The organism is Streptomyces sp. NPDC052023, from assembly GCF_044548465.1.
Taxonomy (GTDB): Bacteria; Actinomycetota; Actinomycetes; order Streptomycetales; family Streptomycetaceae; genus Streptomyces.
Genome location: NZ_JBIUBW010000020.1, coordinates 67,432 through 85,810 on the forward strand (window position 1 = coordinate 67,432; position 18,379 = coordinate 85,810).

18 protein-coding genes are annotated in these 18,379 nt (G+C 72.9%); 6 read left to right on the plus strand and 12 right to left on the minus strand.

Features of this window, described 5'->3' with window-relative positions; genetic code table 11:
• Positions 1 to 3 precede the first annotated feature (3 nt).
• From ACIHCM_RS30275 to ACIHCM_RS30295, 5 genes are all read right to left on the minus strand, one after another.
• Positions 4 to 408: an ectoine synthase gene (locus tag ACIHCM_RS30275; protein ID WP_365451587.1), complete on the minus strand. Its 405-nt coding sequence runs from the start codon at positions 406 to 408 to the stop codon at positions 4 to 6.
• Positions 409 to 446: 38 nt separating this feature from the next.
• A complete protein-coding gene (gene ectB / locus ACIHCM_RS30280) occupies positions 447 to 1,733 on the minus strand; it encodes a diaminobutyrate--2-oxoglutarate transaminase (RefSeq protein WP_399902694.1) in 1,287 nt (428 codons plus the stop codon).
• A gap of 131 nt (positions 1,734 to 1,864) precedes the next feature.
• Positions 1,865 to 2,389 (minus strand): diaminobutyrate acetyltransferase, encoded by a 525-nt coding sequence (ectA, locus tag ACIHCM_RS30285; RefSeq protein WP_399902697.1) that lies wholly within the window; start codon positions 2,387 to 2,389, stop codon positions 1,865 to 1,867.
• A 328-nt stretch (positions 2,390 to 2,717) separates the two neighbouring features.
• A complete protein-coding gene (locus tag ACIHCM_RS30290; RefSeq protein ID WP_399902700.1) occupies positions 2,718 to 3,254 on the minus strand; it encodes a DinB family protein in 537 nt (178 codons plus the stop codon).
• A gap of 565 nt (positions 3,255 to 3,819) precedes the next feature.
• Complete coding sequence (locus ACIHCM_RS30295; RefSeq protein ID WP_399902918.1) at positions 3,820 to 4,920, minus strand: pyridoxal-phosphate-dependent aminotransferase family protein; 1,101 nt, start codon at positions 4,918 to 4,920, stop codon at positions 3,820 to 3,822.
• A gap of 176 nt (positions 4,921 to 5,096) precedes the next feature.
• Here ACIHCM_RS30295 and ACIHCM_RS30300 point away from each other — a divergent pair, with 176 nt between their 5' ends.
• From ACIHCM_RS30300 to ACIHCM_RS30315, 4 genes are all read left to right on the plus strand, one after another.
• A complete protein-coding gene (locus ACIHCM_RS30300) occupies positions 5,097 to 5,948 on the plus strand; it encodes a basic amino acid ABC transporter substrate-binding protein (RefSeq protein WP_399902703.1) in 852 nt (283 codons plus the stop codon).
• Complete coding sequence (locus tag ACIHCM_RS30305; RefSeq protein ID WP_399902706.1) at positions 5,945 to 6,781, plus strand: amino acid ABC transporter permease; 837 nt, start codon at positions 5,945 to 5,947, stop codon at positions 6,779 to 6,781. Before ACIHCM_RS30300 ends, ACIHCM_RS30305 begins: the two co-directional genes overlap by 4 nt.
• Complete coding sequence (locus ACIHCM_RS30310) at positions 6,778 to 7,551, plus strand: amino acid ABC transporter ATP-binding protein (RefSeq protein WP_399902708.1); 774 nt, start codon at positions 6,778 to 6,780, stop codon at positions 7,549 to 7,551. The genes ACIHCM_RS30305 and ACIHCM_RS30310 overlap by 4 nt, the downstream gene beginning before the upstream one ends.
• Positions 7,552 to 7,631: 80 nt before the next feature.
• Entirely contained in the window at positions 7,632 to 8,717 is a 1,086-nt protein-coding gene (locus ACIHCM_RS30315; protein ID WP_399902711.1) for an amidohydrolase family protein, read from the plus strand.
• Positions 8,718 to 8,767: 50 nt separating this feature from the next.
• Here the strand turns inward: ACIHCM_RS30315 and ACIHCM_RS30320 are convergent, their stop codons facing one another.
• Complete coding sequence (locus ACIHCM_RS30320; RefSeq protein WP_399902714.1) at positions 8,768 to 10,015, minus strand: serine hydrolase domain-containing protein; 1,248 nt, start codon at positions 10,013 to 10,015, stop codon at positions 8,768 to 8,770.
• Positions 10,016 to 10,265: 250 nt separating this feature from the next.
• Between ACIHCM_RS30320 and ACIHCM_RS30325 the strand changes: the two genes are divergently transcribed.
• Entirely contained in the window at positions 10,266 to 11,195 is a 930-nt protein-coding gene (locus ACIHCM_RS30325) for an SCO1860 family LAETG-anchored protein (RefSeq protein ID WP_399902717.1), read from the plus strand.
• Positions 11,196 to 11,289: 94 nt separating this feature from the next.
• On the opposite strand, the gene cobC is transcribed toward ACIHCM_RS30325, so the two are convergent.
• The 6 genes from cobC to cobM are packed head-to-tail and all read right to left on the minus strand — an operon-like array spanning position 11,290 to position 17,571.
• Complete coding sequence (gene cobC, locus ACIHCM_RS30330; protein ID WP_399902720.1) at positions 11,290 to 12,345, minus strand: Rv2231c family pyridoxal phosphate-dependent protein CobC; 1,056 nt, start codon at positions 12,343 to 12,345, stop codon at positions 11,290 to 11,292.
• Complete coding sequence (locus ACIHCM_RS30335; protein WP_399902723.1) at positions 12,335 to 13,270, minus strand: sirohydrochlorin chelatase; 936 nt, start codon at positions 13,268 to 13,270, stop codon at positions 12,335 to 12,337. The genes cobC and ACIHCM_RS30335 overlap by 11 nt, the downstream gene beginning before the upstream one ends.
• Positions 13,267 to 13,854: a precorrin-8X methylmutase gene (locus tag ACIHCM_RS30340; RefSeq protein ID WP_399902726.1), complete on the minus strand. Its 588-nt coding sequence runs from the start codon at positions 13,852 to 13,854 to the stop codon at positions 13,267 to 13,269. Before ACIHCM_RS30340 ends, ACIHCM_RS30335 begins: the two co-directional genes overlap by 4 nt.
• Complete coding sequence (gene cobJ / locus ACIHCM_RS30345) at positions 13,851 to 15,524, minus strand: precorrin-3B C(17)-methyltransferase (protein WP_399902728.1); 1,674 nt, start codon at positions 15,522 to 15,524, stop codon at positions 13,851 to 13,853. The genes ACIHCM_RS30340 and cobJ overlap by 4 nt, the downstream gene beginning before the upstream one ends.
• On the minus strand, positions 15,521 to 16,756 hold the full coding sequence (cbiE, locus tag ACIHCM_RS30350; protein ID WP_399902731.1) for a precorrin-6y C5,15-methyltransferase (decarboxylating) subunit CbiE: 1,236 nt from the start codon (positions 16,754 to 16,756) through the stop codon (positions 15,521 to 15,523). Before cbiE ends, cobJ begins: the two co-directional genes overlap by 4 nt.
• A complete protein-coding gene (gene cobM / locus ACIHCM_RS30355; protein WP_399902734.1) occupies positions 16,753 to 17,571 on the minus strand; it encodes a precorrin-4 C(11)-methyltransferase in 819 nt (272 codons plus the stop codon). The genes cbiE and cobM overlap by 4 nt, the downstream gene beginning before the upstream one ends.
• Before the next feature lie 82 nt (positions 17,572 to 17,653).
• On the opposite strand from cobM, the gene ACIHCM_RS30360 reads away from it, so the two are divergent.
• On the plus strand, positions 17,654 to 18,379 hold the full coding sequence (locus ACIHCM_RS30360) for a ZIP family metal transporter (RefSeq protein WP_399902737.1): 726 nt from the start codon (positions 17,654 to 17,656) through the stop codon (positions 18,377 to 18,379).

The window sequence follows — 18,379 nt, forward strand, 5'->3', positions numbered from 1 at the left end:
CGGTCACACCTCCTCGGGTTCGGTGAGCAGCGGGTAGACGCCGTTCTCGTCGTGGTCCTCCCGCCCGGTCACGGGCGGGTTGAACACGCAGATGCAGCGGAAGTCCTCTTTGACGCGCAGCGTGTGCCGCTCGTGGCCGTCGAGGAGGTACATGGTCCCGGGCGTGATGGTGTACGTCCGGGAGGTCTCGTGGTCGGTCAGCTCGGCCTCGCCCGCGACGCACACCACGGCCTCGACGTGGTTGGCGTACCACATCGACGTCTCGGTGCCGGCGTACAGGACCGTCTCGTGCAGGGAGAAGCCGACCTTCTCCTTGGCGAGGACGATGCGCTTGCTCTCCCAGGTGCCGGACGCCGATTTCACGTGCCGGTCGGTGCCTTCGAGTTCCTTGAACGAACGGACGATCACGGTGGTGCGATGCCTCCTAGATAACGGCGGGTGGTGCTTCAGGCGGTGACGACCGGGGAGGTCTCCCGGACCGCGCGGGCGAGGACACGCAGGCCCTCGTCGAGCTCCTCGGGCGTGATGGTCAGCGCGGGCAGCAGCTTGACGACCTCGCTCTCGGGGCCGGACGTCTCGATGAGCAGCCCCAGTTCGAAGGCGCGCTTGGCGATCCGCCCGGCGCGCTCCTTGTCGTGGAACTCCATGCCCCAGACCAGGCCGCGGCCCCGGTACTCCTTGACGTCGGCGAGGTTCTCCTCGGTGATGGCGATCATGGCCTGCTCGACCTGCTCGCCCCGCGCACGGGTCTGCTTCTCCATCGCCGAGCCGTCGGTCCAGTACGTCTCCAGCGCGGCGGTCGCGGTGACGAACGCCGGGTTGTTGCCGCGGAAGGTGCCGTTGTGCTCGCCCGGCTCCCAGACGTCCAGCTCGGGCTTGAACAGGCACAGCGACATGGGGAGCCCGTACCCGCTGATGGACTTCGAAACCGTCACGATGTCGGGGACGACCCCGGCCTCCTCGAAGGAGAAGAAGGCGCCGGTACGGCCGCAGCCCATCTGGATGTCGTCGACGATGAGCAGCATGTCCTGGCGTTCGCACAGGTCGGCGAGGGCGCGCAGCCACTCCGGGCGGGCCACGTTGATGCCGCCCTCGCCCTGCACGGTCTCGACGATCACGGCGGCGGGCTTGTTGAGGCCGGAGCCCTGGTCCTCCAGGAGGCGCTCGAACCACAGGAAGTCCGGGACCTGGCCGTCGAAGTAGTTGTCGAACGGCATCGGCGTGCCGTGCACCAGCGGGATGCCGGCACCGGCCCGCTTGAAGGCGTTGCCGGTCACGGCGAGGGAGCCGAGGGACATGCCGTGGAAGGCGTTGGTGAACGACACGATCGCCTCGCGTCCCTTCACCTTCCGCGCGAGCTTCAGCGCGGACTCCACGGCGTTGGTGCCCGTCGGGCCCGGGAACATGACCTTGTAGGGCAGGTCACGCGGGCGCAGCACCAGGTCCTGGAAGGTCTGCAGGAAGGCGCGCTTGGCGGTGGTCGACATGTCGAGACCGTGGGTGACGCCGTCCCGCTCCAGGTAGTCGAGCAGGGCCCGTTTCAGCACGGGGTTGTTGTGCCCGTAGTTGAGCGAGCCGGCGCCGGCGAAGAAGTCGAGGTACTCGTGGCCGTCCTCGTCGTACATCCGGCTGCCGCGCGCACGGTCGAAGACGGTGGGCCAGCCGCGGCAGTAGCTGCGCACCTCGGACTCCAGGGTTTCGAAGACGCTGAGGTCGGGCTGGGTGATGGTCACGGTAATTCGCTCCTCTGTGCGACAGGTCAGTGGGGGTCGTGGCGAGAGCAAGGTGGGGGGCATGGGGGGCGCCCACGGGTCCATCGAGGCTCGTGTGTGCCGTGCGTGCCTTGCGTGACTGCGTGCGCGCGTCAGTCCGACGTGCGCGGCAGGTGGGTCAGCGGGCCGATGCGGTACAGGACCTCGGGGTCGTGCGGGCCGTCCGGGAACTGGTCAGTACCGAAGAGCACCTCGCGCTCGACGCCCGCGTCGTGGCGCGCGGCGTACGAGGTGAACAGTCGCTCGGAGGCGGTGTTGCCCGGCGTGATCGTGGTCTCGACGGAGGTCAGCCCGTGCTCGGCGGCGACCCGGGCGGTCAGGGCGTCGAGCATGCGTGCGGCGAGCCCCCGGCCGCGCTGGGCGGGGTCGACGGCCACCTGCCAGACGAGCAGGGTCCCCGGGCTGTCCGGCCGCAGGAAGCCGGTGACGAACCCGACGGCCTCGCCGTCGGCCGTCCGCGCCACGGCCGAGGTGCCGGCGAAGTCGCGGCACCACAGCAGGTAGCTGTACGCGGAGTTCAGGTCAAGCGTTCCGGATTCCTTGGCGAGCCGCCAGAAAGCGGCGCCGTCGGCCACCGCCGGGCGGTCTATGTGCAGGTCTGCTTGTGCGGCAGTCATGCAAATTCAATTTACCCATCGCGAATTGAAAATGCATGGCCGGATGGGGTTACGTAAGCCCGCGTCCTGTGTTATCGCGCGGGCGCGGACGGTTGGTGCAAGGGGGGCAATATGTCCGTGTTTGCCCATGTCATACGGTACAAAACGGGCGTGATGTGTAACGCGTCACAGCCGTGTAACCCTCACGGGATCTCCCCGGACCAGACCGCTCGACGTTCGCCAAATCTTTGCGTTTAAGGTCGGAAGGAGCGGGCAGAAGGATACGGGAAGCTGCGCCGGATTAAAATGCGGAATGATGGCCGGAGAATGCTCGCTAATTGCCGTGAATTCAGGTTCCGGTCACACCGTCGATACGCTCGCGGAGGATGTCGGCGTGACCGTTGTGCCGGGCGTACTCCTCGATCAGATGGATGAGCACCCAGCGCAGGGACACGTCCATGCCGGCCACCGGGCCGTCCACGAGCCGCCCGGTGTCGTCCAGCGGTCGGCCGGCGGAGATCTCCCGGCCGCGCGCGACCTCGCGGTGCCAGATGGTGAGCGTCTCGTCGAGGCCGCGCTCCGGGTGCAGGGCGTACCCCGTCTCCTCCTCGTACACAGGCGGTACGTCGAGACCGGCGAGCACCCGCTGGAACCAGTTCCGCTCGACCTCCGCGAGGTGCTGCACGAGCCCGAGCAGCGTGAGCGACGAGGGCGGGGCCGAGGCGAGCCGCAACTGGGCGTCGTCCAGCCCACGGCACTTCAGCTCCAGAGTGGTCCGGTGGAAGTCGAGCCAGCCCTCCAGCATGGCCCGCTCGTCACCGGTCATGCTCGGCACCGGCCGGCCGTCGGGGAGGGTCAGGGGGGTGGTGGGGGTGTCAGACGTCATGCGCCGAGCATGCCAGCAACCTCCGGCACCGGCCCGGCCCACGCAAACCCCCGGCCACCGCCTCCCCGCACCGGCCGCCCGGACTGCCCGCCGACCGGTTCCCGCGGCTCCGTGCCGGCCGGGCCCGCGCGCAGTTCCGGGCGGCGAGCGGTACGTCCGCACACCACGCGCCCGGTGGCGGCCCACCCGCACACCCCCACCCCGCGGCAACGCACCCACACACCCACGCCCGGCGTTCCCGCCCCCGCGCACCGTGTGCCTTGCGCCTCCGCCTCCGCGCGCCGCCTGCCTGGCGTCCCCGGCGCACCCTCCCCTGCCCACAGCGTGCCCGGCGCCCCCGCGTACCGCCTGTCTGGCACCCCCGCCCCCGCGCGCCGCGTGCCCGGCATCCCCGTGCGCCGCGTGCCCGGCACCTCCGCCTCAGCGCACGGCCTGCCCGGCGCCCCCGCCCCCACGCCCCGCGTGCCCGGCATCCCCGCGCCCCGCGTGCCCGGCGCCCCCGCCCCCGCGCCCCGCGTCCCCGCGCCCCGCGTGCCCGGCGCCCCGCTGCCCGCGCCCCCGGCTCCTACCCCCAGGCGTCCTCCGTCGCTCGGCGGCATGCTTCCGGGTTTGTGGGGTGGCCCTGGGTCGTGAGGGCTGCTCCCAGGGCTGCCAGGGTTGCCTGGACCGTGTGGGGGGTGGCGTCCGGGCCGTAGTGGTTGACGCGGATCATCTCCTTGGCCAGGGCGCCCCCGCCCGCCGCCAGCGGGAGGGCCGGGTCCGAGGCGAGGGCGCGCGCGACCAGCTCCGAGGCCACGACGCCCGGCGCAGTGCGCAGGGTCGTCGCCACCGGGGCCGCCTCCGAGGCCTTGTGGACGTACGGCTCCAGGCCGCCGCCCAGGGCCGAGGCCCCCGCCCGCGTCGCCGCCGCGGCGGAGGCGTGGCGGGCCATCACGGTCTCCAGGCCCTCCGTCTCGATGCGTTCGACGCACGCCTCCAGCGCCAGCATCTCCAGCTGGGCCGGCGCGTGCAGCAGGACCTTGCGGCCGGCGTCGACCCAGCGCTCCTTCCAGTCCAGCAGCGACAGGTAGGAGCGGCGCGGGGCCCGCGGGTTCGCCGCCATCCGGGCCCAGGCCCGCTCGCTCACCGACACCGCCGACACCCCGGCGGGCCCGCCCATCGCCTTCTGCGCGCCGATCACGCACAGGTCCACACCCCAGGCGTCCGGCAGCACGGGCTCGGCGCCCACGGAGGCCACGGCGTCGAGGTAGAACAGGGCGCCCTGCTCACGTACCACCGCACCGATCTCCGCCACCGGGTTGGTGTTCCCGGTCGCCGCCTCCGCGTGCACCAGCGACACGAAGTCGATCTCCGGGTGCTCCGCGAAGGCCTCCCGGATCCGCTCCGCGGTGACCGCCGTGTGGAAGGGCACCGCCAGGTCGTGGACGGTCGCCCCGCAGTCCCGCAGCCAGTCGCCGAACGTCTGCCCGTAAGGACCGGTGATCACGTTCAGTGCGACCGTCCCCGGCCCGGCGGTCGCCCGGATCGCGCCCTCCAGCGGCAGCAGTGCCTCGCCCTGCATGATCACGACGTCCTGCCGGGTGCCCAGCAGCCGGGCCACCCGGTCCTCGATGGAGGCGAAGTGCGCGGCGCTCAGCGGGGCGAGGTCGAGGAGGGGATGGGTCACGGCGGTGCTCTCTTCGGTCATGGGATCGACGCCGTCGAGCGTAACCGCCCGGCCCTCGCCATCCCGGTCACCGGTGGTTTCGCAGGTCCCCCCGTCCCGGAGCCATCGGTTTGTTTTGGGCATCCCAAAGCTCTCCTTATAATCGGAACATTCAGTTCCCTCACAGGAGGTACCCCGTGAACACGGTCCTCGGGCGCCGCGCCCGCATGCTGGCCGCCATCACCGCGACGGCCGGGCTGGCGCTGGTCGCAGGCTGCTCGTCGGACGGCGACGGCGGCAGCGGTACGAAGACCGCCGCCGGCGGGGTGGAGGTCGTCAAGGCCGGCCAGCTCACCACCTGCACCCACCTGCCGTACCCGCCCTTCCAGTCGGAGATCGACGGCAAGGTGCAGGGCTTCGACGTCTCCCTCGTCGACCTGGTCGCCAAGGACCTCGGCGTGCAGCAGCAGATCGTCGACCAGCCCTTCGAGAACTTCAAGACCGGTGGGTCCCTCAACGCCGGCCAGTGCGACCTGGCCGCCGCCGGCATGACCATCACCGAGGAGCGCAAGAAGAACGTCGACTTCTCCGACCCGTACTTCGAGGCCACCCAGGCCGTGCTGGTCGACAAGAAGAGCGGCATCAAGTCCTTCGCCGAGCTCAAGGGCAAGAAGGTCGGCGCGCAGGCGCAGACCACCGGCGAGGACTACGCCAAGAGCCAGGGCCTCGACCCGGTCTCCTTCGAGTCCTCCGACGCCGTCCTCAACGGCCTGCGCACCGGCCAGGTCGAGGCCGTCGTCATCGACTACCCGGTCGTCCAGGGCTGGCTCAAGGACAAGGCCAACGCGGCCGCCTTCCAGGTCGCCGAGCAGGTCAACACCGGTGAGCAGTACGGCTTCACGGTGAAGAAGGGCAACACCGAGCTGCTCGCCGCCATCAACAAGGCGCTCGCCGACGCCAAGGCCGACGGCACGTACAAGAAGCTGTACGAGCAGTGGATCGGCCCCTACGAGGAGTCCGCCGCCTCCCCCTCGCCCGCCGCCTCATGACCGACGCCACCAAGGCCGAGGTGCAGCCGGCCCGGAAGGGGCTGACGCGGCGACAGAAGCGCAGTCTGTCCCGGGGCGCGCAGTACGTCGTGTTCGTCGGCGCCCTGACCGCCCTCGCGGTCGGCGCCGACTGGGGCCGGCTGGCCAACCAGTTCGCCCAGGGTGACATCGCCCGGCAGATGTTCCCGGACGTCATCACCCTGGCGCTGAAGAACACCGTGCTCTACACCGTCTCCGGCTTCGCCGTCGGCCTGGTGCTGGGCATGGTGCTGGCGCTGATGCGGCTGTCGTCCGTCGGCCCCTACCGCTGGGTCGCCGGCGTCTACATCGAGATCTTCCGCGGCCTGCCCGCCCTGCTGATCTTCATCTTCATCGGTGTGGCCGTCCCGCTCGCCTTCCCCGGCACCGAGATCCCCGGCGGCACCTACGGCAAGGTCGCCCTCGCACTCGGCCTGGTGGCGGCGGCGTACATGGCGGAGACCTTCCGCGCGGGCATCCAGGCGGTGCCCAAGGGGCAGATGGAAGCGGCCCGTTCGCTGGGCTTCTCCCCGGCCCGCGCGATGGTCTCGATCATCCTCCCGCAGGCCTTCCGGATCATCCTGCCGCCGCTCACCAACGAACTCGTGCTCCTCTTCAAGGACTCCTCGCTGGTGCTGTTCCTCGGGGTCACGCTGGAGGAACGGGAGCTGTCCAAGTTCGGCCGTGACCTGGCCAGCCAGACCGCCAACTCCACGCCGATCCTGGTCGCCGGCCTGTGCTACCTGCTGGTCACCATCCCGCTCGGCTTCGTCGTACGCCGCATGGAGGCGAAGGCCCAGGAGGCCGTGAAATGAGCCGACCCGAGATCGAGATCCGCGAGCTGCACAAGTCCTTCGGCGACAACCACGTCCTGCGCGGCATCGACCTGGAGATCGGCCGGGGTGAGGTCGTGTGCGTCATCGGCCCCTCCGGCTCCGGCAAGTCGACGCTGCTGCGCTGCGTGAACCTGCTGGAGGAGCCGACCAAGGGCCAGGTCCTCGTCGGGGGCACCGAGCTCACCGACCCGGACGTCGACATCGACGCCGTACGCCGCCGGATCGGCATGGTCTTCCAGCAGTTCAACCTCTTCCCGCACCTCACGGTGACCGAGAACCTCACCCTGCCGCAGCGCCGGGTGCTGCGCCGGGACAAGGCCGCGGCCGCGAAGGTGGCCGCCGAGAACCTGGAGCGGGTGGGCCTCGCCGAGAAGGCGAACGCCTACCCGTCCTCCCTCTCCGGCGGCCAGCAGCAGCGCGTGGCCATCGCCCGTGCCCTGGCGATGGGCCCGCAGGTCATGCTCTTCGACGAGCCGACGTCGGCCCTCGACCCGGAGCTGGTCGGTGACGTGCTCGCCGTCATGCGCATGCTCGCCCAGGACGGCATGACGATGATGGTCGTCACCCACGAGATGACCTTCGCCCGTGAGGTGGCGGACCGGGTGGTCTTCATGGACGGCGGGGTGATCGTCGAGGACGGCAGCCCCGAGCAGGTCATCGCCCGCCCCCAGCACGAGCGCACCCGTCACTTCCTGTCCAGGCTCCTCGACCCCGCCATGGCAGACGTGGAGGAGGACAACGCCAGGTGAGGGGCGCGGGGACTGCGCGACCAGCCCCCACGACCCGCACCCGAGAACCGGCCGAACAGCGGAGCGTTAGGGTGCGGTACATGAGCGAAGTGCTGCACGTGAGGGGCCGCGTCCTCGTAGGTCCCGACGACGTCCGCGACGAGCTGTGGGTGATCGGCGGACGGATCTCCTACGACCGCCCCACCGGCGTCCGTGACGTGCACACGGTGCAGGGCTGGGCCCTCCCCGGCCTGGTCGACGCCCACTGCCACGTCGGCCTCGACCAGCACGGCGCGGTGCCCCAGGACGTCGCCGAGAAGCAGGCGCTCACCGACCGCGACGCCGGCACCCTTCTGATCCGCGACGCGGGCTCGCCCTCGGACACCCGCTGGATCGACGACCGCGAAGACCTGCCGAAGATCATCCGTGCCGGCCGCCACATCGCCCGCACCCGCCGCTACATCCGTGACTACGCCCATGAGATCGAGCCGGAGGACCTTGTCGCCTACGTCGCCCAGGAGGCCCGCCGCGGCGACGGCTGGGTGAAGCTCGTCGGTGACTGGATCGACCGCGACCTCGGCGATCTGTCGGCCTGCTGGCCGAGGGACGCGACCGAGGCCGCCATCGCCGAGGCCCACCGGCTGGGCGCGCGCGTGACCGCCCACTGCTTCGCCGAGGACTCCCTGCGGGACCTGGTCGAGGCGGGCATCGACTGCATCGAGCACGCCACCGGCCTCACCGACGACCTGATCCCGCTCTTCGCCGAGCGCGGTGTCGCGATCGTCCCGACCCTCGTCAACATCGCCACCTTCCCCACGCTGGCCGACGCCGGCGACTCCCGGTTCCCCGTCTGGGCGGCCCATATGCGCAGGCTCCACGAACGCCGCTACGACACCGTCCGCAACGCCTACGACGCCGGCATCCCGGTCTACGTCGGCACCGACGCGGGCGGCTCGCTGGCGCACGGCCTGGCGGCCGCCGAGGTGGAGGAGCTGGTCACCGCCGGGATCCCGCCGCTCCAGGCCCTGTCGGCGACGACCTGGTCGGCCCGGCGGTGGCTCGGCCGCCCCGGCCTCGACGAGGGGGCGCCGGCCGACCTGGTGGTGTACGGGACGGACCCCCGTGCGGACGTACGGGCGCTGGCGGCCCCGCGGAGGGTGGTGCTCGACGGCCGGATCGTCGGCTAGCCGGCTGGACCGGCCCGGCACCCGGAGCCGCGGTCGCGCGCCCGGCGGATTCAGCGGCCCGTCGGCTGGGCGGGCAGGTTGAAGACGTGCTGGGGGCTGACGATCTTCGTGATGGCGTCGCCGAAGAGCGTGCTGGGCTCCGTGCCGCCCTCGCCGATGTCCGTGTTCAGCACCACGACGAGGGTGGCCTCGGCCTGCGGCAGGTAGATGGTCAGCGACTCGTAGCCCGGCAGCGAGCCGTTGTGCCCGATCCATCCCTGGACGTCGAAGATGCCGAGCCCGTAGCCGGCGCCCGGGATGCCGGTGGGCGGTGTTTCGAGCCGCTGCTTCTGGGTGGCGGGGCTGACCAGGGTGCGGCCGTCGGGCAGGACACCGGTGGCGACGGTGGGCGCCCACACGCGCAGATCCTCCAACGTGGAGATCATCGCGCCGGCCGCCCAGCCCCAGGAGGGGTTCCAGTCGGTGCTGTCGGCGACCTTCCCGTCCGCGGTCTGGTTCGTGTACCCCTGGGCGTGCGGCTCCGGGAAGGCGGCGTTCGTCGCCAGCAGCGTGCGGTCCATGCCGGCGGGCCCCGTGACGCTCTCCCGGATGTAGTCCTGGAGCGGCAGGCCGCTGATCTTCTCGACGACCAGCCCGAGCAGGATCAGATTCGTGTTGCTGTAGAAGAACTTCTCGCCCGGCTGGAACAGCACCGGGTGCCGGAAGGAGTAGTCGAGCAGTTCCTGCGGGGTGAAGGGCCGCTGAGGATCGGACGTCAGCGCCTTGAAGAAGTCCTGGTCCTCGGAGTAGTTGTAGAGGCCGCTGCGCATCCCGGCCAGCTGGCGCAGGGTGATGCGGTCCCCGTTGGGCACGCCCTCGACGTACTGGCCGATGACGTCGTCGAGGCCGATCCTGCCCTCGTCGACCAGCCGCAGCAGCGCCGTCACCGTGAAGGTCTTGGTCTCGCTGCCGATCCGCGTGTACAGATCCGGCGTCATCCGCCGGCCGGTCTCCTTGTCGGCGACGCCGAACGAGCGCACATGACTGCCCTTGCCGGGCGTCCACAGGCCCACGGTCACACCAGGCACGCCCGCGTCCCGCATGACTTTCTCGACGGCCGCGTCGACCTGCTGTTTCACCTCGGGCGTGAGGGTGCGGAAACCGTCCGAGGGCGACGGGGAAGGTGAGGGCTGCCCGGCTGCGGCCGTGGCGGACCCGGGTGCTCCCAGGGCGGTCTGGCCCGTGGCCGGGGCCAGGAGCGCCCCCACAGCCGCCGCGATCACCGCCCCCCTGCGCCATCTTCGACAGGAACGCGTCATGGGCTGTCTCCCCGCCGTACGAGCAGAGGCCCGCGACCTCACGCCGCAAGGCTCTTTGCCTCAGCATAGGAGCGCTCCCCCCGCGCCGCCTGTCGGAGTGCCTGGCGTGCGCACAGGCGTACCGGGAAATCGAACTCGTTCGCAGAAACCCCACGATGGAGTGAAGTGACGCAGGATTGCCGCCCGTTCACTCTCGGTGCGTAATTCTTGCGGAGTCCCACGCATCACTCTTCTGGGGGGTCCTACCACCTTGAACAGCAACAACTTCCGTATGCCCGCCCGCCGTCCGGTCGCGCTCGCGGCCGCCGCCGTCCTCGCCGCCGGTCCCGCGGTGCTGGCCGGCGCGGGTCCCGCGCACGCGACAGGGGACCAGGGCCGCGCGAGCGCGCTGGTCCTGCGCACCGGACTGGACGTCTCCCTGCTCAACAAGACCGTCAACGTCCCGCTCGCGGTCACCCTGAACGAGGTGCAGGCCCCGCAGAGCGCCGAGAAGACCGCCCTCACCGCCCAGTTGGACGGCGTCGACGGCGGAAAGCCGTTCAGTGTGCTGCGCGCGGACGTGGCGCAGGCCAAGGCCACCGTGGCCGACGGGAAGGCGGAGGGCAGCACCCGGCTGGCCAACGCCCGGCTGAACGTGCCCGGTCTGCCGCTGCTGTCGGTCATCGAGGTCGAGACCGTCACGTCGACCGCGACCTGCGCCGCGGGGGAGGCGCCGGTCGCCGAGTCCGACGTCGCCGGTGTCACCGTGCTGGGCAAGAAGGTGACGCTCACCGCCGGAGGGACGACGAACGTGTCGGTACCGCACGTGGGCGAGGTGCGTCTGGACCTGTCCCGGCGCGAGACGACCTCCCGTACGGCGGCTGCCACGGCTCTCGAACTGAACGTGTCCGTCAACCCGCTGAAGCTCAACGTGGCCGATGTGCAGGGCACCGTGACCCTGGCCAAGGCGACCTGCGAGACGCCTCCCGCGCCCGACGAGCCGGAGGAGGAGGCCCCCGCGCCGAGCGCCGGGACGGGCACCGACCCGGTCACCGAGATCGAGCCCCAGGGCGGCGCCGCGGAGGCAGGCCTCGCGGAGACCGGCGGCAACTCGATGACCCCGTACATCGCGGGCGGCGCCCTCGCCCTGCTCATGGCGGGCGGCGGAGCGGTCGCCCTGGCCCGCCGCAACCGGGGCTGATACCTGGTCGCCACGGGCGACCGCACGCTGCCCTACGCCGCCGCACCTCAGCGGTGCCGGGTCCGCTTCCCGCAGGCACCGCCATGGCCTGGGATCAGCGGCCCTCCGCCGTCAACGCCCGCTCCAGCGCCCGCAGGAACGAGCCGGCCGTCGCCCGGTCCCGTACCGCCAGCCGCAGCCAGTCCTCGTCCAGCCCCGGGAAGGTGTCCCCGCGCCGGACCGCGAAGCCCAGGTCGCGCAGCCGCCGGCGTACGGCGGCGGCCCGGGGCAGCCGGACGAGGAGGAAGGGGCCCTCGGCCGGTGTCACGATCCGGAGCCCGGGGATCCGCGACAGCCCCGCCACCAGGTGGGCCCGGTCGGTGGCGACGCGGTGGGCGGCATGGCCCGCCTCCGCCAGGGCCCGTGGCGCCACGCACGCCTCGGCGGCGGCCAGCGCCGGTGTCGAGACGGGCCACAGCGGCTGGGCGCGTTCGAGGTCCGCGACGGTCTCCGAGGAGGCGAGGACGTACCCGACGCGCAGCCCGGCCAGGCCCCACGTCTTCGTCAGGCTGCGCAGCACGACCAGCCCGGGGACGTCCGTCCGCCCGGCCAGCGTCTCCCGCTCGCCGGGCACGGCGTCCATGAACGCCTCGTCCACGACCAGCGTCCGCCCGGGACGTGCCAGCCGGGCCACGGCGGACGCCGGGTGCAGCACCGACGTCGGGTTGGTGGGGTTGCCGATCACCACCAGGTCGGCGTCCTCCGGTACCGCCGCGGGGTCCAGGCGGAAGCCGTCCGTCTCGCGCAGCAGCACCCGGCCGACGGTGTGCCCGGCGTCCCGCAGCGCGGCCTCCGGCTCGGTGAACTGGGGGTGCACGACGACCGGGTGCCGTACTTTCAGCGCTCGCGCCAGCAGCACGAAGGCCTCGGCGGCGCCCGCCGTCAGCAGCACCCGCTCCACGCCGACCCCGTGCCGCGCCGCCACCGCGGCCCGCGCGCGGCGCCCGTCCGGATAGGCGGCCAGCCCGGCCAGCGAGCCGGCGATCACCTCCCGCAGCCAGGCCGGGGGTGTTTCCGCGCGGACGTTGACGGCGAGGTCGACGAGCGCCGCGCCGTCGTCGCGGACCTCGGCGTCGCCGTGATGGCGCAGATCGTGCCCGTCAGTGGGCATGGGAGTGCGCGCCGTGAGGATGCCCGTGCCCATGGCCGTGCCCGTGGTGGCCGTCGTCGTCGGGGTGGAAGTGCGGCTGCTGCGGCAGGCCCACCTTGTCCTCGAAGCCGGGCAGCGCTATGCGGTAGACGCAGCTGTCGCAGTTCATCCGCAGATCGCCCCGCACGGCCTCCTCGTACCGCTCCATCACCAGGTCGAGCAGTTCCGGCTCCGGGCCGATCACGTCCGCCGAGCGCACCTCGACCTCGGGGTGCGCGGCCGCCCAGCCCTCCGTCTGCGCTCGCACCCGTTCGGGGAGGATGCCGGTGAACAGGAAGTAGGGCAGCACGACGATCCGCCGCGCCCCCAGCCGCACGCACCGGTCCAGCCCGCTCGGCACGTCCGGCGCCGCCAGTGACACGAACGCCGTCTCCACCCCGGCGTACCCGCGCCCCTCCCACAGCAGCCGGGCCGCCTTGTGCACCTCGGCGTTGGCGTCCGGGTCGGTGGACCCGCGCCCCACGAGCAGCACCGTGACGTCGGCACGGTCCCCGGGCGTACGCCCCCCGGTCCCCAGCGCCTCGTCGAGCCGCCGCTCCAGCACCGACAGCAGCCCCGGATGCGGGCCCAGCGGGCGCCCGTAGGTGTAGGAGATCCCGGGGTGCCGCTCCTTCTCGCGGGCCAGCGCGGCGGGGATGTCGCCCTTGGCGTGCCCGGCGGACACCAGCATCAGCGGCACGGCGGCGAAGCGGCGCACGCCCCGCTCCACCAGCTCGGTGACGGCCTCGCCCAGCGGCGGCGGTGACAGCTCGATGAACCCGCCCGCGACGGGCAGTTCCGGGTTACGGCGCCCCAGCTCCCGGACGAAGTCGCGGAACGCCTCGGCTCCGGCTTCGTCCCGGGTGCCGTGGCCGGCGATGAGCAGGGCGGGCGGCGGGGTGGTCACGGTTTCTCCTCGTGCGAAGTGGGGTGGTACAGCAGGGCGTTGAGCGCGGCCGCGGCGACCGCCGAACCGCCCTTCTCGGACACGTTGCTCACGGCGGGCAGTCCGCTCTCCCGCAGCGCCGCCTTGGACTCGGCGGCGCCGACGAAACCGACGGGCAGCCCGATCACCAGCGCGGGCCGCGCCTCCAGCGTCAGCAGCTCCTCCAGCGCGGTCGGGGCGCAGCCGACCACCCAGATGGCGCCGGGCCCGACGTCGTCGTACGCCAGCCGCACGGCGTGCGCCGAACGCGTCAGCCCCGGCCCGGACCGGGCGTCCCTGAGCCGGCAGACGGTGTCGCGCCGGGTGATACCGGCGGCGACCATCTCGACGTCCACGACGACGGGGGCGCCGGAGTGCAGCGCCGCGTGGGCGGACACCAGATCCCCCTCGTCCATGACGAGGTCGTCCGCGTAGTCGAGGTCGGCGGCGGAGTGGATCACCCGCTCCACCACCGTCCGCGTGAGCGGCGGGAAGTGGGAGGTGTCCAGCCGGGCGCGCAGCCGCCGGAACGACTCCTGCTCGATGGGGTGGACCACACGGTTCACCGGGCCTCCTCCTGCTGCCAGCGGTAGCCGCGCGGCGTCACCATGCGCCCCGCGATCTCCCGGGTGGCCGTGTTGCCCACGGTCACGACCGTCATCATGTCGACCTTCGCCGGATCGAGTGCGGCGAGGGTGGTCAGCCGGCTGGACTCGTCCGGCCGGGAGGCGTTGCGTACGACACCGACGGGCGTCGTGGGCGCGCGGTGCTCCGCGAGGATCGCCAGCGCCTTGGGCAACTGCCAGTCGCGGCCCCGGCTGCGCGGGTTGTAGAACGTCACGACGATGTCCGCCTCGGCGGCCGCCCGGACCCGCCGCTCGATGACCTCCCACGGCGTGTGCAGGTCGGACAGGCTGATCGACACGTGGTCGTGCCCGAGCGGGGCCCCGAGGATCGCGCCGGCGGCGAGCGCGGCGGTCACTCCGGGGACGCCGACCACGTCGATGTCGTCGGAGGCCTCGGCCAGCGCCGGCGACGCCATCGCGTAGACGCCCGCGTCCCCGCTGCCGATCAGCGCGACCGCGTGCCCCTTGCGTGCCTCCTCGACCGCCGTGCGCGCACGTTCCTCCTCGGCGCCCAGCCCGGACTCCAGGATCCGGGTGCCGGGGCGCAGCAGATCGCGGATCTGGCCGACGTACTGGTCGAGCCCGACGAGGACGGAGGCGCGGCGCAACTCCGCCTCGGCACGCGGGGTGAGCAGGTCGCGGGCCCCGGGCCCGAGCCCGACCACCGCGAGCCTGCCGCGGGCGGGCCGCCGTACGACCGCGCACGTCGCCATCGCCGACTTCCGCTTGGGGACGAGGAGTTCGCCGCCGCCGAGGAGCGCCGCGGCCTCCGCGACGGACGGGGTGCCGACGGCGGCGAGGGGGGCGGCGGAGGGGTTGGGGACCTCGACGGCCGCCAGCCGCTCGGCGGAGTACGTCACCAGGGGCACGCCCAGCCGCTCGGCGGCGGCGACGATGCCGGCCTCCTCGGCCTTGGCGTCGACGGTGGCGAGTCCGGCGACACTGCGAGGGGACAGACCGGCCTCCCGCAGGGCGCCCTCCACCAGCGTGAGCACCTCGTCGACGGGGGCTCCCTTCGAGGCGCCGACACCGACGACAAGGGACGGCGGGCGCAGGACGACCTCGCCCTCCACCGGTTCCACGGCACGGTCGCTGACCCGGATGACGTAGGCGCCCTCCGCGGCGACCGGCAGCGCGGGCAGCGGCCACGCCGACTCGGCGCGCAGGGCGACCGGTTCGCCGTCGAGCAGCGCCCGGGACACGGCGGCCACATCACCCTCCACGGGCAGGCCCAGCGTGTCCAGACCGGCCAGCCCGACGGAGTCGGTCGCCGTGGTGACGACCGGCTCCGCGCCCAGCAACGCCCCCACCTCACGGGCGAGTTCGTTGGCGCCGCCGCCGTGCCCGCCCACCAGGGAGACCGCGAACCGGCCGGCCTCGTCGACGCACACCACCCCGGCGTCGGACGCCTTGTCGCCCAGCAGCGGGGCGACCAGCCGTACCACGGCGCCCGTGGCCAGGAAGCACACCAGCTGCTCGCACTCCACGAAGGCGGCCCGCACGGCGTCCCCCACGGGACCCTCGTACACGCGCGTCCGGTCGGGCCAGGCCGCGGCCAGCCGGTCCCGCGCCGCCGCTCCCGCCGCCGTGGCGCAGATGAGGCCGATCACTGAGGAACTCCTTCGGTACACGCCGGGGGCCGGACGCCCCACAGCAGGAAGACGGGGTTGGCGGCCGCGAGCCGGCTCACCTCACCCGGCAGCGGCGCGAGCCGCGACGACTGCAACAGCACCCCGTCACAGGTGAATCCGGCCCCGGTGAGCGCCTCGCGCACCCCCGGCACCCGGTCCAGCGCGGCCAGGGCGACGACGACCGTCCGCCGCGCCCGCCGCGCGCACTGCGCGACGAGGGCGGGCAGTTCACGCCCCCCGCCCCCGACGAACACCGCGTCGGGGGCGTCGAGTCCGGTCAGCGCCCCGGGCGCCTGCCCGTGCACCACCCGGACGTCGACGCCGTGCGCCGCCGCGTTGGCCCGGATCCGCTCCACACCGTCCGCCGCCTTCTCCACGGCGACGACCGCGGCTCCGAGCCGCGCGCACTCGACGGCCACCGATCCGGACCCCGCCCCGACGTCCCAGACCAGATCACCGAGGCGCGGCCCGAGCCGGGCCAGGGCCAGTGCCCGCACCTCGAACTTGGTGATCATCGAGTCCCGGTGCGTGAACTCGCCCTCGTCCAGAGCCCATCCGGCGGGTCCCCCGGCAGGGCCCGCGACGGTACGCACCGCGCCGAGCGTCCGACGCTCGTCCAGGCACAGCACGACGCTCACCGCCGCACCCCAGTCGCGGGCCGCGGCCCCGGCGGGCGTCACCCGCTCCACCCGTTCCCGCGCGGGGTCACCCAGCGAGGAGGCGACGACGAGCACACGGTCGGCGTCCCGCAACGCCGCGCCCAGCTCGGCCGGACCGGAGCCCGGCCCGGTCAGCACGGCCACCTTCGGCCGTGCCCGGCACACGTTCACCGCCGTCCGCAGCTCCCGCCCGTGCGCGGAGACGACCACCGCGTCGTCCCAGGGCAGCCCGGCCCGCGCGAACGCGGTGGCCACGGACGAGACACCCGCCCGGACCTCGAGCCGCTCCGTCCCGAACCGTTCGGCGAGCGCCCGTACGATCCCGAAGAACCCCGGGTCCCCCGACGCCAGCACCACGACCTGCCGGTCCTTCGCCACGTACTCCTCGATGGCGTCGAGGGCGGGCGCCAGCGGGCCGAGCACGATGCGCTCGGCCGCCTCGGGCAGGCGCACGGCCTGAAGATGGCGCCGCGCGCCGACGACCAGTCCGGCGCCGTCGGCCACGTCGTCCGGCAGCGATGTGCCGGTGCCCGTCCCGACCACCCTGATCACGTGCTCGCCCCCCGTTCGCGCAGGGCCCTGCGAGCCTCCGGGTCGGCCTTGCGGAAGCCGTGGAAGTGGCCCGGGTGGTAGAGGTGCGAGCGGGTGCCGTGCGCGTCGAGGGCCGGGCCCACCAGGAAGAGGGTGTGCTTCCAGAGCTTGTGCTCCTTCACCGTCTCCTCCAGCGTCCCGACCGTGCACCTGACGACCAGTTCCTCGGGCCAGGTCGCCTGGTACGCGACGACGACCGGGGTGGTCGTCGGGTACCCGCCCTCCAGCAGCTCCCGGACCAACTGCCCGCTGCGGGCGGCGGACAGGAAGACCGCCATGGTGGTGCCGTGCCGGGCGAATTCCCGCACCTCCTCACCGGGCGGCATCGGCGTCTTGCCGCCGCCGAGCCGGGTGAGCACCACGGACTGCGCCACCTCCGGGATCGTCAGCTCCCGCCCGGCGATCGCGGCGACGGCGGAGAAGGAGGAGACGCCCGGCACGATCTCGGTCGCGATGCCCAGCGCGGCACACCGGTCGGCCTGCTCCTGCGTACCGCCCCACAGGGCCGGGTCGCCGGAGTGGATGCGGGCCACCTTCAGCCCCTCGGCGCGCGCCCGCTCGTACACGGCCACGACGTCCTCCAGCGACATCGTCGCCGAGTCGAGGATCTCGGCGCCCGCACGGGCGTGTTCGAGTACCTCCGCCTGGACCAGGCTCGCGGCCCAGATCACGACGTCGGCCTCGGCGATGGCCCGCGCGGCACGGAACGTCAGCAGATCGGCGGCGCCGGGGCCGGCACCGACGAAGGTCACCTTGCCGGTGGGGGCTTCGGCCATGGGTTCGAGTCCTCTCGTACGGAAGTCAACGCGCGTGCGGCCGGATGTGCGCGACCGCGGGCTGATCGGATAGCAAGGGCACATGGCGGTCTTCGTCGCGCTGGGCGCGTTCCTGATGACGCTGGCGGGTGGCTGGACGGCGCAGCGCGTGACGGACCGCCGTCACCTCGTGCTGGGCCTGGCCGGCGGCCTGATGCTGGGCGTCGTCGGCATGGACCTGCTGCCGGAGGCACTCGCGGCGGCCGGCACCGAGGTGCACGGCGTGCCCGCCGCCCTGCTCCTGTTCGTGGCCGGCTTCCTGCTGGCCCACGGCGTGGAACGCCTGCTGGCGGCCCGTCGCGCGGCGCACGGCGCCGACGAGCACGAGCGCACGCCCGAGGTGGGCCTGACGGCAGCCGCCGCGATGGTCGCGCACAGCGCCATGGACGGCGTGGCGATCGGCGCCGCCTTCCAGATCGGGGAGGGCATGGGCGTGGCGGTCGCGCTCGCGGTGATCGCCCACGACTTCGCTGACGGCTTCAACACCTTCACCCTCACGACCGTGTACGGCAACGCCCGCCGCCGGGCGCTCGCGATGCTGTTCGCGGACGCCGCGGCCCCCGTGGTGGGCGCGGCGAGCACTCTCCTGGTGACCATCCCGCAGCCCGTACTGGGCGGCTACCTCGGTCTGTTCGGCGGGGCGCTGCTCTATCTGGCCGCCGCCGAGATCCTCCCCGAGGCCCACCACAAGCACACCGCCGGGCCGACCCTGCTGTGCACGATCGGGGGAGCGGCGTTCATCTGGCTGGTGGTGGGCATCGCCGAATGA

Coding starts and splice junctions, on each gene's coding strand:
- ACIHCM_RS30305 (WP_399902706.1), top strand. CDS start 5,945: ATGACCGACGCCACCAAGGCCGAGGTGCAGCCGGCCCGGAAGGGGCTG.
- ACIHCM_RS30320 (WP_399902714.1), bottom strand. CDS start 10,015: ATGACGCGTTCCTGTCGAAGATGGCGCAGGGGGGCGGTGATCGCGGCG.
- ACIHCM_RS30315 (WP_399902711.1), top strand. CDS start 7,632: ATGAGCGAAGTGCTGCACGTGAGGGGCCGCGTCCTCGTAGGTCCCGAC.
- ACIHCM_RS30360 (WP_399902737.1), top strand. CDS start 17,654: ATGGCGGTCTTCGTCGCGCTGGGCGCGTTCCTGATGACGCTGGCGGGT.
- cobC (WP_399902720.1), bottom strand. CDS start 12,345: ATGCCCACTGACGGGCACGATCTGCGCCATCACGGCGACGCCGAGGTC.
- ectA (WP_399902697.1), bottom strand. CDS start 2,389: ATGACTGCCGCACAAGCAGACCTGCACATAGACCGCCCGGCGGTGGCC.
- cobM (WP_399902734.1), bottom strand. CDS start 17,571: ATGGCCGAAGCCCCCACCGGCAAGGTGACCTTCGTCGGTGCCGGCCCC.
- ACIHCM_RS30310 (WP_399902708.1), top strand. CDS start 6,778: ATGAGCCGACCCGAGATCGAGATCCGCGAGCTGCACAAGTCCTTCGGC.
- ACIHCM_RS30290 (WP_399902700.1), bottom strand. CDS start 3,254: ATGACGTCTGACACCCCCACCACCCCCCTGACCCTCCCCGACGGCCGG.